This is a genomic window from Aeromonas sp. ANP5 (genome assembly GCF_963870295.1).
Classification (GTDB): domain Bacteria; phylum Pseudomonadota; class Gammaproteobacteria; order Enterobacterales; family Aeromonadaceae; genus Aeromonas; species Aeromonas veronii.
Genome location: NZ_CAWMRY010000033.1, coordinates 32,129 through 45,777, shown reverse-complemented (window position 1 = coordinate 45,777; position 13,649 = coordinate 32,129). Strand labels below are relative to the sequence as shown.

15 protein-coding genes are annotated in these 13,649 nt (G+C 60.7%); 11 read left to right on the top strand and 4 right to left on the bottom strand.

Annotated elements, in window-relative coordinates; all coding sequences use genetic code 11:
* Positions 1–82 precede the first annotated feature (82 nt).
* Positions 83–1,096, top strand: coding sequence for a tryptophan--tRNA ligase (trpS, locus tag AACT07_RS17185; RefSeq protein ID WP_069529120.1), 1,014 nt, complete (start codon positions 83–85; stop codon positions 1,094–1,096).
* On the opposite strand, the gene AACT07_RS17180 is transcribed toward trpS, so the two are convergent.
* Positions 1,075–2,034, bottom strand: coding sequence for a LysR family transcriptional regulator (locus tag AACT07_RS17180; protein ID WP_005339232.1), 960 nt, complete (start codon positions 2,032–2,034; stop codon positions 1,075–1,077). The genes trpS and AACT07_RS17180 overlap by 22 nt on opposite strands.
* Positions 2,035–2,125: 91 nt before the next feature.
* Here AACT07_RS17180 and AACT07_RS17175 point away from each other — a divergent pair, with 91 nt between their 5' ends.
* Together AACT07_RS17175 and AACT07_RS17170 are read left to right on the top strand one after the other, a co-directional pair.
* The gene (locus AACT07_RS17175) at positions 2,126–3,025 is read left to right on the top strand and encodes a DMT family transporter (RefSeq protein WP_005339234.1); all 900 of its coding nucleotides are present in this window, start codon (positions 2,126–2,128) and stop codon (positions 3,023–3,025) included.
* The gene (locus AACT07_RS17170) at positions 3,010–3,171 is read left to right on the top strand and encodes a hypothetical protein (RefSeq protein ID WP_005339236.1); all 162 of its coding nucleotides are present in this window, start codon (positions 3,010–3,012) and stop codon (positions 3,169–3,171) included. The genes AACT07_RS17175 and AACT07_RS17170 overlap by 16 nt, the downstream gene beginning before the upstream one ends.
* Before the next feature lie 124 nt (positions 3,172–3,295).
* On the opposite strand, the gene AACT07_RS17165 is transcribed toward AACT07_RS17170, so the two are convergent.
* Positions 3,296–3,757, bottom strand: a complete 462-nt coding sequence (locus AACT07_RS17165; protein WP_083250001.1) for a DUF6314 family protein — start codon at positions 3,755–3,757, stop codon at positions 3,296–3,298.
* A 39-nt stretch (positions 3,758–3,796) separates the two neighbouring features.
* Here AACT07_RS17165 and AACT07_RS17160 point away from each other — a divergent pair, with 39 nt between their 5' ends.
* Positions 3,797–4,651 carry a carboxylate/amino acid/amine transporter gene (locus tag AACT07_RS17160; RefSeq protein WP_069529117.1) on the top strand — a complete coding sequence of 285 codons (855 nt, stop codon included), beginning with the start codon at positions 3,797–3,799 and terminating at the stop codon, positions 4,649–4,651.
* Between the two features lie 6 nt (positions 4,652–4,657).
* Here AACT07_RS17160 and AACT07_RS17155 read toward each other — a convergent pair whose 3' ends face one another.
* The gene (locus AACT07_RS17155) at positions 4,658–5,521 is read right to left on the bottom strand and encodes a GGDEF domain-containing protein (RefSeq protein WP_069529115.1); all 864 of its coding nucleotides are present in this window, start codon (positions 5,519–5,521) and stop codon (positions 4,658–4,660) included.
* Between the two features lie 70 nt (positions 5,522–5,591).
* A complete protein-coding gene (locus tag AACT07_RS17150) occupies positions 5,592–6,305 on the bottom strand; it encodes a 3-deoxy-D-manno-octulosonic acid kinase (RefSeq protein ID WP_005342265.1) in 714 nt (237 codons plus the stop codon).
* Positions 6,306–6,508: 203 nt separating this feature from the next.
* On the opposite strand from AACT07_RS17150, the gene AACT07_RS17145 reads away from it, so the two are divergent.
* The 7 genes from AACT07_RS17145 to AACT07_RS17115 all read left to right on the top strand — a co-directional run bounded on the left by AACT07_RS17145 (position 6,509) and on the right by AACT07_RS17115 (position 13,575).
* Positions 6,509–7,561 (top strand): glycosyltransferase family 9 protein, encoded by a 1,053-nt coding sequence (locus AACT07_RS17145; protein WP_069529139.1) that lies wholly within the window; start codon positions 6,509–6,511, stop codon positions 7,559–7,561.
* A 302-nt stretch (positions 7,562–7,863) separates the two neighbouring features.
* Positions 7,864–8,490: a guanylate kinase gene (gene gmk, locus AACT07_RS17140; RefSeq protein WP_069529112.1), complete on the top strand. Its 627-nt coding sequence runs from the start codon at positions 7,864–7,866 to the stop codon at positions 8,488–8,490.
* A gap of 80 nt (positions 8,491–8,570) precedes the next feature.
* The gene (gene rpoZ, locus AACT07_RS17135) at positions 8,571–8,846 is read left to right on the top strand and encodes a DNA-directed RNA polymerase subunit omega (RefSeq protein ID WP_005307060.1); all 276 of its coding nucleotides are present in this window, start codon (positions 8,571–8,573) and stop codon (positions 8,844–8,846) included.
* A gap of 136 nt (positions 8,847–8,982) precedes the next feature.
* Positions 8,983–11,100, top strand: a complete 2,118-nt coding sequence (spoT, locus tag AACT07_RS17130; protein ID WP_019446267.1) for a bifunctional GTP diphosphokinase/guanosine-3',5'-bis pyrophosphate 3'-pyrophosphohydrolase — start codon at positions 8,983–8,985, stop codon at positions 11,098–11,100.
* Positions 11,101–11,144: 44 nt separating this feature from the next.
* Positions 11,145–11,876, top strand: a complete 732-nt coding sequence (gene trmH, locus AACT07_RS17125) for a tRNA (guanosine(18)-2'-O)-methyltransferase TrmH (protein ID WP_069529110.1) — start codon at positions 11,145–11,147, stop codon at positions 11,874–11,876.
* Positions 11,876–12,535 (top strand): CatB-related O-acetyltransferase, encoded by a 660-nt coding sequence (locus AACT07_RS17120; protein WP_069529109.1) that lies wholly within the window; start codon positions 11,876–11,878, stop codon positions 12,533–12,535. Before trmH ends, AACT07_RS17120 begins: the two co-directional genes overlap by 1 nt.
* Positions 12,535–13,575: an alpha/beta fold hydrolase gene (locus tag AACT07_RS17115; RefSeq protein ID WP_069529107.1), complete on the top strand. Its 1,041-nt coding sequence runs from the start codon at positions 12,535–12,537 to the stop codon at positions 13,573–13,575. Before AACT07_RS17120 ends, AACT07_RS17115 begins: the two co-directional genes overlap by 1 nt.
* The last annotated feature ends 74 nt before the right edge of the window (positions 13,576–13,649 follow it).

The following is a 13,649-nucleotide window of genomic DNA, read 5'->3' as shown; positions in this document are numbered from 1 at the left end:
GAAAACACCGTGACCGCCGAGAGGCGGTCAACTGTTTTTATCCCTTTGTCGCCTCCCGGCTCACCCAACTGGAGAGAGTGACATGCACAACCCCGTAATCCTGACTGGCGATCGTCCCACCGGCAAACTGCACATCGGCCACTATGTCGGCTCCCTGCGCCAGCGCGTCGAAGCCCAGCACCACTACCGGCAATTCGTGATGATCGCCGATCTGCAGGCGTTGACCGACAACGGCCACAATCCGGCCAAGGTGACCGACAACGTGCTGGAGGTGATGGCCGACTATCTGGCGGTCGGCCTCGACCCGGCCAAGACCACCTTCTGTTTGCAGAGCGCCCTGCCCGCCCTCGCCGAACTCACCTGCTACTACCTCAATCTGGTCAGCGTCGCCCGGCTGGAGCGCAATCCCACCGTCAAGGCGGAGATCCAGCAGAAAGGGTTCGAACGCACGCTGCCGGCCGGTTTTCTGGTCTATCCGGTCAGTCAGGCAGCCGACATCACCGCCTTTCGCGCCAGCCATGTGCCGGTCGGGGAAGATCAGCTGCCGATGCTGGAGCAGACCAACGAAATCGTCCGCCGCTTCAACTCTCTGGTAGGCAAAGAGGTGCTGACCGAATGCCAGCCGATCCTGAGCGACACCGGCCGCCTGCCCGGCATCGACGGCAAGGCCAAGATGTCCAAATCCCTCGGCAATACCATAGAGCTCGGCATGTCGGCGGAAGAGATCAAACAGGCGGTGTTCGCCATGTATACCGACCCCAACCACCTCAAGGTGAGCGATCCCGGTCAGGTGGAGGGAAATACGGTGTTCGCCTATCTGGATGCTTTCCATCCCGACAAGGCGCTGGTCGCCGAAATGAAGGCGCACTACCGGCGCGGCGGACTGGGGGACATGCGCTGCAAACAGGTGCTCAATGACTGCCTGCAGACCCTGCTCGCCCCGATGCGGGAGCGCCGGGCCGCGGCCATTGCCGACAAGAAGATGCTGCTGGAACTGCTCTATCAGGGCACCGAGCAGGCCCGCATCATCACCGATGAGGTATTGGCGGAGGTGAAAAGCGCCATGGGGCTGGATTACTTCGCCAGCATCCGCTGAGCGGGAGTCCCGAGCGCATCGTCGCCGTAGAGGTCGAACACCAGCTGGTGCAACAGGCTCTTGAACCAGCCGATCGCCTCGTCGTGGGCGGTGAGCGGGTGCCCCGCCATCAGGTAGACGATCGGGATGGCGGGGTCGAGCTGGTGCATCCGCAGCGGGTAGTAGCGGCAGAAGTGGCGTCCGATCATCTCGGGCACCACCACCAGATAGCGGCCGGTCGCCATCAGCGGCGGCACCGCCATAAAGCTCGGCAACCGCACGCCCAGCTCCCGCTCCACCCCGAAGCGGGCCAGCCAGAGCTCCACCATCGCCTGACTGTGACCCCAGCTGGAGGTGTGGATGTGGGGACGGCTCACCAGCTCGACCGGGGTCAGCACATCGGGCAACTCGCTGCCGAGCGGCGACAGGCAGACCAGCGGGTTGTTGAACCACTCCTCCCGCCACAAGCGGGGTGAGAGGTGATTAGCCCCGGCGAAACCTATCACCAGATCCAGCTCACCCTTCTCCAGCTCCCGCTCGTAGTTGCTGTCGGCCAGTTCGCACACCTCCAGCCGACAGTGAGGGGCCTGCCGATGGAGCCTCTCCACCAGCACCGGCACCAGCCCGTGCTCCACCGAGCCCGGGGTAGCGATGCGGAAAATCCGCCGCGCGGTGGCGGGATCAAACCCCTTGGCCTGCCGCAACCCCTGCTCCAGCATCGCCAGCGCCTGGCGCACCGGCCCTGCCAGCGCCTTGGCCCGCTCGGTCGGCATCATCTCGCGCCGACTCATCACGAACAGCGGGTCATCCAGCGCCACCCTCAGCCGCCCCAAGGCGTGACTGACGGTGGATTGGGAGAGATGCAGCCGTTCGGCGGCACGGGTGACATTGCGCTCCTGCATCAGCATGTCGAATACGGCGAGCAGGTTGAGGTCGAGACGGGCGAGCGAGCTATCCATCGATATTAGCCATAGTTAAATGCCAACAATTCATTTTTACCATAGTAACAGATTGCCTAGAATGCGCTGGCTTAATACATCGGAGATTCAAATGCGTAGCTATCTGTTATTGCTGGCCATTGGCCTGCTGTGGGGTTCCCAGTTCATTTTCATGCACCAGGCCGTTGCCGAGTTGCCCCCCATTCTGGTGGCTGCCGGTCGTGCCCTGTGCGGCAGCCTGACCCTGGGTCTGCTCTGCCTGTTCATGCGGCTCAAGAGTGAGCACACCCCGTGGCGCACCTATATGCTGATCGCCCTGCTGGATGCCACCATCCCCTTCATCATGGTCGCCTGGGGCCAACAGTATGTGGATAGCGCCATCGCCGCCGTGGTCATGGGTTGTATCCCGTTTGTGACCATTCTGGCTGCACCGCTGTTTATTTCTGGTGAAAGAATCACCAAAACCGGCCTGCTTTCCGTGATCATCGGCTTTGCCGGTGTGCTCACCCTGTTCTGGCCGAAACTCTCCCAAGGCATGAACGCCGGTCTGCTCGGTGCCATGGCCATCCTGCTGGGTGCCAGCTGCTTCGCCATCGGCCTGCTGATGATCAAGCGCTTCGCCAAGGACCATCCGGTCGTGGTCGCCCGCAATATCCTGATCTCCTCGGCAATCCAGTTGCTGCTGGTCGCCCCCTTCATGGTTGACCTCAGCAGCCTGACCCTGCCGAGCACCCAGGCTCTGAGCGCGATCACCGTGCTGGGTACCCTCTGTACCGGTCTGGTCTATTTCCTCTACATGGCGCTGATCCAGAAGGCCGGCCCGACGTTCGCCTCCTTCAGCAACTATCTGGTGCCGCTGTTCGGCGTGATGCTGGGTGCCCTGTTCCTCGGCGAGCAGATCCACCCCACCACAGGTGTTGCTCTGGCCCTGATCCTCGGCTCGGTCGCCATGAACCAGTGGGCCCAACAGCGTCGTGTACAGCGTGAGGCAACCCTATGTCAGGCATCTTGACCACCCTGTGCGGCGGTCTGGTCCTGATTGCCGGCTGGCAGTATCGCCAGCGGCTGGCCGGGATCCTGGGCCTGCTGATGGTACTGCTGCCCTGGTTCTTCGATAGCAAGTTGCAAGCCATGCTGAGCTATGCCCTGAATGCCTGAAGTCCATCTCTGAATGTGTGACGAGAGTCTATCTCTCCTGTTTTTGGGACTGTTTTAAAAAACCTCCGATTTGTCCCCCGCTACCGGCGCTCTGCGCCGGTTTTTTTATGCCTGCCAGCCGGCGTCAGATCAGATAGCGATAGCTGAGTCGCTCGTTCTTGCGCGGCCCGGTGATCTGCCAGCTCAGCAGAAAACCGCCGTCGATCTCGGTCAACTCGGCGCTGTAGTGATCCGCCCCGCACAGATGGGGCTCGGCGGTCAGCCAGCGGCCATCCCCCTGCGGCAGCAGCTCGAACAGTTCGACCGGCGCTTGATAACGCAGATGGGAGAGGCGGATCCCCCGTTCGCTGCGCTGCCACCAGAAGCGGTTGTGCATGGCGAGCTCCCTGCCATGAGGCGTGGTGTAGCGACCCCGCTCGTTAAAGAGCCAGCCCCCCTGATGATCGGTCACCTGCACACCCCCCTCGCCCCGACCATTCCAGTCGGTCGCCGACCCCTCGCCATTGTTGGCGGTAAAGGAAAATGCTCCGACCTGTGGCAATCGCCCCCATAAACGCTGGATTGCCGCTTCCATCTCGGCCATCATAGCCCCCTTAAAATTGACAACTGACGATAAATCAAACACATGAACTACTTGATAGGGGTCACCCTGCTCTGGTCATTCTCCTTCAGCCTTATCGGGGTCTACCTCGCTGGCCAGGTGGATGCCTACTTCTCGGTGCTGACCCGCATCGCCCTCGCCAGTCTGGTGTTTCTCCCCTTCCTGCGCCGCCGCTGGCTGCGCCCCGATCTGGCGGCCAAGCTGATGGCGCTGGGCGCCATCCAGCTCGGCATCATGTATCTCTTCTACTACCACTCCTTCCTGCTGCTGACGGTGCCGGAAGTGCTGGTCTTTACCATCTTCACCCCCATCTACGTCACCCTGCTCCACGATCTGCTGGAGCGCCGCTTCAAGCCTGTTTATCTGTGGGGTGCCCTGCTGGCGGTGCTCGGGGCTGCCGTCATCCGCTTCGACGGCCTGACCGAAAGCTATGTGCTGGGATTTCTGGTGGTGCAGGGGGCCAACCTCTGTTTCGCCCTGGGTCAAGTGGGCTACAAGGTACTGCTGGCAAGGGAGGCGGAGCAACCGCCGCAACTGGCGGTGTTCGGCTGCTTCTATCTGGGAGCGCTGGTGATCGCACTGCCCGCCTGGTGGCTGCTGGGCAAGCCGCAATACCCAACGTCAGGGTTGCAGTGGGGCATTCTGCTCTGGTTGGGGGTGGGTGCCTCCGGCCTCGGCTACTTCCTCTGGAACAAGGGGGCGACGCTGGTCACCAGTGGGGTGCTGGCCATCATGAACAATGCGCTCATTCCGGCCGGCTTGCTGGTCAATCTGCTGCTCTGGGGCAAGGATACCGACCTGACCCGACTGACCATCGGCGGCCTGCTGATGCTGGCCTCGCTCTGGATCTGCCAGCGTGACAAGCGCGCCCAACCCTGACCACACTCAGCCGACGACGGTGTTGTGCTCCCGTCTGGCCTGACTGTGACAGCTGGCCAGTCGGGCCAGCAGATGATCGAGCTGCTCGCCAGCCTGACTCTGCACCAGCCCGATACTGACGGTGACCGGTCGCTGCGACAGCAGGCTGGCATCGGCAATCTCGAGGCGCAGCCGCTCGGCGATCTCCAGCCCCTTCATCCGCTCGGTGCGGGAGAGCATCAGAATAAAGCCATCCTCATCCCAGCGGGCGAAGGGATCTTCCCGCCGCAATTCTTGACGCACAATACGCGCCAGCTTGGCCAGCATGGCGTCGCAAGCCGCTTCGCCAAACAATTGCTGAATTTTGGCCATGTGATCGACCGAGAACTGCAGTAGACAGAAAGTGCCGCTCTCGGTCGCCAGCCGCTCCTCCAGAAGCTGTTCGAAGCGGCCACGGCTCTCCAGACCGGTCAGCGGATCGGTGCCATGTCGCTCCTCCACCAGCACGACAGCGGGATCGAGGTGACGGACAACCCCCAGCAGATAGCCCCGCTCATCGCGACGCATCCGCTCTTCCAGCCGGATGTAGTGGCCGTGATGATGCAGAATGCGGTATTCGAGGCGCAGACCACTGCTGCGGCCACTCTGGCAGGCGAGCAGGGCATCTTCCAGTCGGGCAACATCGTCGGGGTGAACCCGATCCAGCCAGCCAAGATCATCCGGCCAGCTCTCTCCCAATCCCAGCAATCGCAGGCAGGAGGGATCACGCTGTAGTCCATGTTGGGCTGACCAAGTCCAGATCCCCGCCTCCAGCAGCGCCATGGCATCAGACAGCAGACCCGGATCCAGCCGGGCAGTCACATCGACCAAAGGTGTCTTGAGCATTTCCATGGGGCGCCTCGAAACAGGATCTGAATACCTGCTCAATAAGTAACATTGGCGTTCACGCCGAGCAACAGGGTCAGAGCGCTTTTCCCTGATACCCGTTCATCAAGGTCTGCCAGTTCTCCGGTACGAAGTGGAAACTGGTATGCAGTTGAGACTCTTTATTGAATGAACGAAGCAAGCGTTCCAGATTGGCCTTCTGCCATTCGCCGGGGGAACGGATCGCACCCTTGTCAAAATCGATCACCCACACCTTGCCCTCTTTATCGAGCAGCAGGTTGTGACTGTTGAGATCGGCGTGATAGACCCCGGCATCGTGCAACTGACGCACCGTCTGACCTATCTTGTGCCACACCTCGGTCACCACCGGCCCCTGCTTGAGCAGCGCCACCATATCCTTGGCACCGCGAATTCGCTCGATCAGGATATCGGCGCGATAGAAGGGGCCCTGTTTGACCATACGGGCGCCAAACGGACGCGGCACCGGCAGCCCCAGCTCACACAACTTGGCCAGCAGGGTGTATTCGGCCATGGCGCGGCTCGACTCGACCCCTTCGAACCAAAAGCGATCCCGCACCACCTTGCCCACCATGCCGCCGCGATAGTAGTGGCGCAGCACCAGATGGCGGGACTCATCCTTGACGAACCAGGTCACTCCCCGTCCGATGGAGGTTCCCACCACCTGACGGTTGTTCTGCCACCAGGCAGGATCGAATAACTGGGGAGATGGGTCGCGAAAGGCCCCTTCGGCATACCAGCAGATCTGGTTGTGTTCGGTCTGTACTCGCATCGTGGAGATCCCGCTCGGTGGGTCGTTGATCGCCCCTGTTTATGGGCGATGAGGCTGCGACTGTGGCATGCCCGCAACATGTGCCAGCCATGGCGGCTGCTATTCAGGTGGCAAAGCCCGGCTGACGATTGTGCGCAATTTTACAATCCAGAGGGGAGTTTGCATAATGCCATCCACCCTTTTTGCCAGCCGTGCGCCACAACATGCCGCTATTTCAAACGCCTCCCTCCTCCATCTGCATCCTGCGGCTCTCCGCCATCGGGGATTGCTGCCACGCACTGGCGCTGGTGCGCGTCATCCAGCGGGAGTGGCCACAGACCCGTATCACCTGGATCACCGGCAAAATCGAGGCAACCCTGTTTGCCGATCTGCCCGAGGTCGAGGTGATCCCCTTCGACAAGAGCAAGGGGTGGCGCGGCTATCGCGATCTCTGGCATACCCTCAAGGGGCGCAAATTCGATGCCCTGCTCCACCTGCAGGCGGCGATGCGGGCCAGCATCGCGACCCTCGGCATCAAGGCCAAGGTCAAACTCGGGTTTGATCGGGAGCGGGCCAACGACGGCCAGTGGCTGTTCACCAACCACAAGGTGCCTTCGCCTGCCTCTCCCCACGTGCTGGACGGTTTCCTCGCTTTCGCCAAAGAGCTCGGCATCAAGGATCTGACCCCGGATTGGCAGCTGCCCATCAGCGCCGAACACCAAGCTTGGGCAAAGGAGAAGATTGGTGGCAAACCGACCCTGCTGATCTGCGCCGCCGCCAGCAAGGCGTTCAAAAACTGGACGGCTGCGGGCTATGCCGCACTGGCGGATCACGCAGCCAGCAAGGGTTTTCAGGTCTATCTCTGTGGCGGACCGGCCAAACTGGAGCGGGATCTGGCCGCCGAGATCCGGCAACTGAGCCAGAGCAAGCCGGTCGATCTGGTGGGGCAAACCAATCTCAAGCAGCTATTGGCGCTGATTGGTGAGGCGAGTCTGGTGCTGGCCCCCGACACCGGCCCAACCCATATGGCCACCATTGTCGGCACACCGGTCATCGGCCTCTATGCCCACCACAATCCGGCCCGCACCGGCCCCTATCTCTGCCGGGATTATGTCGTCAGCGTCTATCAGACCCTGATTGAGCAGGAGACCGGCAAACCGCTGGCCGAGCTCGGCTGGCGCACCCGCCTCAAGGATCCCGATGCCATGAGCAAAATCACCAGCGAGCAGGTCATCGCCGCCTTCGATCGCCTCTGCGCCGATCGTCAGCTGCCGTAGTGACAGGGCACCTCGGGAATTCCGAGCCATCAGGCAGGGATAACCTGATAGCCTCTGCCCTCAGCCAAAGGCACAATGCAGGCTGATGTGGGTTACGCTCCCGCAGCAAGCTACGAATACTTTGATCGGCTGGAATATGATTCCGGCCGTTTTTTTATTCGCCGCATTCTGGTAAAATTCGCCGCCTTTATATCCCCCTGACTCAATTTTTTCCGTGTTTTGCGTTTGGCTGTCTCCCTTTCGGGCACAAGACGGCGGTCTCTGCTACAACCAAAACAGCGGTTTCGATTAAAGGTAATAACATGGCGCAACAAGGCACTCTCTATATCATCTCTTCTCCGAGCGGCGCAGGTAAATCCAGTCTGCTCAATGCCTTGCTGACCAACCACAATCAAGCTGGCAAAATGCAGCTGTCAGTTTCCCACACCACGCGCGCTACCCGCCCGGGCGAAGTGCACGGCGTCCACTACCACTTCGTCCAGGTGGAAGAGTTCAAGGCGCTGATCGAACGCGGTGATTTTCTGGAGTGGGCCGAAGTGTTCGGCAACTACTACGGCACCTCACGCGCCGCCATCGAAGCCTGTCTGGCCAAGGGGATCGACGTATTCCTCGACATCGACTGGCAGGGTGCCCGCCAGATCCGCGAGCAAATGCCGACCAAATCCATTTTCATCCTGCCCCCCAGCCGCGAAGAGCTGGAACGCCGCCTGATTGGGCGCGGTCAGGACAGCGCCGAAGTGATTGCCGGCCGGATGGCGAAAGCCATTGCCGAAATGGTGCACTACGACGAGTATGACTATGTCATTATCAATGAAGACTTCGAGCAGGCGCTGTTCCAGCTCAGGTCCATTATTGAGTGCCAACGGCTGGAGATGCGCCAGCAACAGCAGGCACAACAAAACTTGCTGCAACAGTTACTGGCAGAGTAAGTCAAAAACGAGTAAACTTTTGCGTCATTTTTAAACACTGCTTTTCTGAATACAGAAAGCCCACATAACTGGAGTCCTGCATGGCACGCGTTACTGTAGAAGATGCTGTAAAACAGGTAGGTAACCGTTTTGACCTGGTGCTGGTCGCCGCGCGCCGCGCCCGTCAAATCGCGGTTCAAGGTAAAGATCCCCTGGTCGACGAAGAGAACGACAAGCCGACCGTGATCGCCCTGCGTGAGATCGAGCTGGGTCTGGTGAACAATCAGGTGATGGACACCCAGGACCGTTACGAGCAGCAAGAGCAGGAAGCCGCCGAGCTGGCTGCCGTCGCTGCCATCGCCGAAGGCCGCGGTTAAGTAAGTCTTTTCCCATAGTCGGCACCCGCCCGGGTGTCGACTGTTCATCCCCATTTACAACCGCTCGAAAACCTCGCAAACTCAGGGCTATACCCTCAATTCCACGAATTGCCGTTTTACCACTGCGGGGACTGTCTTGTATTTATTTGAAAACCTTAAAGAAATAGCCAGTTCCTACCTGCCGCCAGAGCAGGTTGAGAAGCTCAAGCAAGCCTATGTGGTGGCCCGTGATGCCCACCAGGGTCAGATGCGTTCCAGTGGCGAACCCTATATCACCCACCCTGTTGCCGTTGCCCGGATTCTGGGTGACATGCGCCTCGATCATGAAACCCTGATGGCCGCCGTGCTGCACGACGTCATTGAAGACACCTCTGTCACCAAGGCCGATCTGGCCGAACAATTCGGCAATGCGGTTGCAGAACTGGTGGCCGGGGTCTCCAAGCTCGACAAGCTGAAGTTTCGCGATCGCAAAGAGGCGCAGGCCGAGAACTTCCGCAAGATGGTGATGGCAATGACCCAGGATATCCGGGTCATTCTGATCAAGCTGGCCGACCGCACCCACAACATGCGCACCCTGGGCTCCCTGCGCCCTGACAAACGCCGCCGCATCGCCCGGGAAACCCTCGAAATCTTCGCCCCCATCGCCAACCGCCTCGGTATTCACACCATGAAGAACGAGCTGGAAGAGCTGGGCTTCGAGGCGCTCTATCCGATGCGATCCCGCGTGCTGCGCGAATCGGTGCGCCGCGCCCGTGGCAATCGCCGCGAGATCATCGACTCCATCCAGAGCGAAATCAGCGGTCGCCTGAAAGAGGCGGGGATCGAGCATCAGGTCAGTGGCCGCGAGAAGAATCTTTTCTCCATCTACAACAAGATGGAGAAAAAAGAGCTGCAATTTCATGAGGTAATGGATATCTACGCCTTTCGGGTCAAGGTGAAGGACATAGATACCTGTTACCGGGTGCTGGGGCAGATGCACAGCCTCTACAAACCGCGCCCCGGCCGCTTCAAGGATTACATCGCCATCCCCAAGACCAACGGCTACCAGTCGCTGCACACCTCGCTGGTGGGGCCGCACGGAGTGCCGGTCGAGGTACAGATCCGCACCGAGTTCATGGATCAGATGGCCGACAAAGGGGTTGCCGCCCACTGGGCCTACAAGCAGGATGGCGACAGTTCGGGCACTACCGCCCAGATCCGCGCCCAGCGCTGGATGCAGAGCCTGCTGGAATTGCAACAGAGCGCCGGCAGCTCGTTTGAATTCATCGAAGGGGTCAAAACCGACCTCTTCCCCGACGAGATCTACGTGTTCACGCCGGAAGGACGCATCATGGAGCTGCCCGCTGGCGCCACGCCGGTGGACTTCGCCTACACGGTGCACACCGACATCGGCCACGCCTGCGTCGGTTCGCGGGTCGACCGCCACCCCTACCCGCTCAGCAGCCCACTGCACTCGGGCCAGACGGTGGAGATAATCACGGCGCCGGGGGCTCGCCCCAACGCGGCCTGGCTCAACTTTGTGGTGACCACCAAGGCACGCTCCAAGATCCGCCAGTTCCTCAAGAACCTGCGCACCGAAGAGTCGGTGGTGTTGGGTCGCCGCCTGCTCAACCATGCGCTGGGCGCCAAGAATATCGAAGACATCCCCGAGCCGCGCATCAAGCAGGTGCTCGCCGATACCAAGCATGAGAACCTGCAGGGGCTGCTGGCCGATGTGGGCCTTGGCAACGCCATGAGTGTCATGGTGGCGCGCCGCATGTTGGGGGATGAACTGCCGCCGGAAGAGCAACCCAAGTCCAGCAGCAAGAAGATGCCGATCAAGGGTGCCGACGGCATGCTGGTCACCTTCGCCAACTGCTGCCGTCCGATCCCGGGGGATGCCATTATCGCCCACATCAGCCCGGGCAAGGGTCTGGTGATCCACCAGGAAGCCTGCCGCAACATCAAGGGCTACAGCAAGGAGCCGGACAAGTACCTGCCAGTGCAGTGGGAAGTGGACAAGGAGCAGGAACAGGAGTTCCGCACCGGCATCAGCATCGAGATCGTCAACCATCAGGGTGCGCTGGCCGAGCTGGCCAACGTGATTGCCGCCACCGGCGCCAATATTCACGCCATCAGCACCGAAGAGAAGGATGGCCGGGTCTATCAGGTCAGCCTGCTCATCACCACCAAGAGCCGCATCCACCTGGCCAACATCATGCGCAAGATCCGCGTGATGCCCAACGTGCTCAAGGTGAGCCGACAGAAGAACTGAACACAGGCGGCGCAAGCCGCCTGCTGCTTTTATAGAGACAAGCCATGACCCCCGAACGCTTCAAGCGCATCACCGATATGCTGGCCCAGCGTCAGCTCGATTTGACCGTCTGTATGGAAGAGGTACACAAACCTCACAATCTGGCCGCCATCGTGCGTACCGCCGATGCCATCGGCATCCACCGGGTACACGCGGTCTGGCCCAAAACCTGGATCCACAAGCGCAAGGGCACCGCCCGCGGCAGCCAGAACTGGGTGGATGTAAAACTGCACCCAGATATCGGCACAGCCGTTGCCGAGCTGAAAGCTTCAGGCATGCAGATCCTGGCAACTCACCTCTCAGACAGCTCGGTCGATTTTCGCGCCATCGATTACACCAAACCGACCGCCATTCTGGTGGGTCAGGAGAAACACGGCATCGGTGAAGAGGCGCTGGCGCTGGCCGACCACCATATCGTCATTCCCATGGTGGGCATGGTGCAGTCCCTCAACGTCTCGGTGGCTGCCGCCGCCATCCTCTACGAGGCGCAGCGCCAGCGCGAGCTGTCAGGTTGCTATCAGCGCGGCTGCCCGCTCACACTGGAGGAGCAGAACAGCATCCTGTTCGAGGGGGGTTATCCTATCTATGCCCAGCTCTGCAAAGAGAAAGAGATGCCCTACCCCCAGCTCGGCCCGGCCGGTGAAATTCTGGCGGACGAAGAGTGGTGGCAACGGATGCAGCTGACCCGCAAAGGGTGGGCGCAGCAAAGCGAACAGGACGATCCGCAGGAGGAGTGATGGAGAACCCTTTTGGCAGCTGGCTGGAATCGCAAATCATCCGGGATCACCTGACCAACCCGAACATAGAGGCCGGCGACTACAGCTACTACTCCGGCTACTACCACGGCAAACCGTTCGAGGATCACTGCGTCCGTTACCTGCTCGGCGATGGCTCGACCCGCGACACCTGGGAGAGCGGCCTCTGGGGCGAGGTGGATCGGCTGCTCATCGGCAAGTTCTGCTCCATCGGCTCGGGCGCCACCTTCATGCTGGCGGGCAATCAGGGCCACCGGCTGGATTGGGTCTCCACCTTCCCGTTCAATCCCGACACCTTTGGCGAAGGGGCCTGCAGCGGCTTTCTGCGCAAGGGGGACACCCGGATTGGCAACGATGTCTGGATCGGCTCGGAAGCGATGATCATGCCCGGCATCACCATAGGTGATGGCGCCGTCATCGCCACCCGCGCCGTGGTGACCAAAGATGTGGCCCCTTACACCATAGTCGGCGGCAACCCGGCCCAACCGATCCGCTGCCGTTTCAGCGATGAGCAGATCCTCATGCTGCAAGAGATGCAGTGGTGGGACTGGCCCCTGCCTAACTTGCAAGCCAGCATGGCGCTGCTCTGCTCGGGGGATATCGCTGCCCTTTATCACCATTGGCAACAGGAGTGTGCCTGATGAAACCCCTCTCTCTTTCCCTGTTGGCCCTGACCCTGTTTTCTGCCGGAGCCCTTGCCGTGACCAATACCTATCAGCTCACCAGCGAAGCCGATGTACCCAGCCTCTACCAGCAAACCCTGCCCGACTTCTGGCGCCAGCATGCGGTTGAAGGGGAGTTCAAGGGCAAGGATGGGGTGACCATCCGCTATGCCGCGCTACGGCAAGCCAAGGTCGATCGCGCCATCCTCATCGTCAATGGCCGGGTCGAGAGCTACCTCAAGTATCAGGAGCTGGCGTGGGATCTCTGGCGTCAGGGCTACAGCCTCTATCTCATCGACCATCGCGGTCAGGGGATGTCCGATCGGATGCTGGATGACCCGCAGAAGGGATATGTCGACCAGTTCGACGATTATGTGGTCGATCTCAAGCAGTTTCACGACCAGATCATCATGGCGGACCAGCCTGCCAAGCTGTTCCTACTGGCCCACTCCATGGGCGGCGCCATCTCGGCCCGCTATCTGGAACGCTGGCCCGATGATATCAAGGCGGCCGTGCTCTCCTCCCCCATGCTGGGCATCAATCTCGGCGGTCTGCCCAAGTGGCTGGCCAAGGGATTGGCGAGCACCATAGGCACGGTCGGCGGTTGGATTGGTGAGCCTCCCTACGGCCCCGGTCAGGGCGCCTATCAGGATCACGGCTTTGCCGACAACGAGCTGACTCACAGTCAGTCCCGCTATCAAGCCTTCCGCCAAATCTACGAGCAGCACCCGCAGATCAAGCTGGGTGGCGCGACCGCCCACTGGATTTATCAGGGGATCACCGGTGCCGATGCCGCCATCGCCGATGCGGGCGCCATCAAAACCCCGCTGCTGGTGCTGCAGGCTGGCAGCGACAGCGTGGTGGACAATGCCGCACAGGATCGCTTCTGCACCATAGCCAAGTGCGAAGGGGGCAAACCACTGCGCATCGAGGGTGCCTGGCACGAGCTGTTTATCGAATCCGATGACAAGCGCCAGCCCGCCCTGACCGCGATGGTCGACTTTTTCGCCCGCTTCTGAGCTGGCTATTTTTTGTAACCCTAAATAAATGGGGTGACAGTGCGGGCTAAGGTAAACTGCCCCTGTTTTCAATC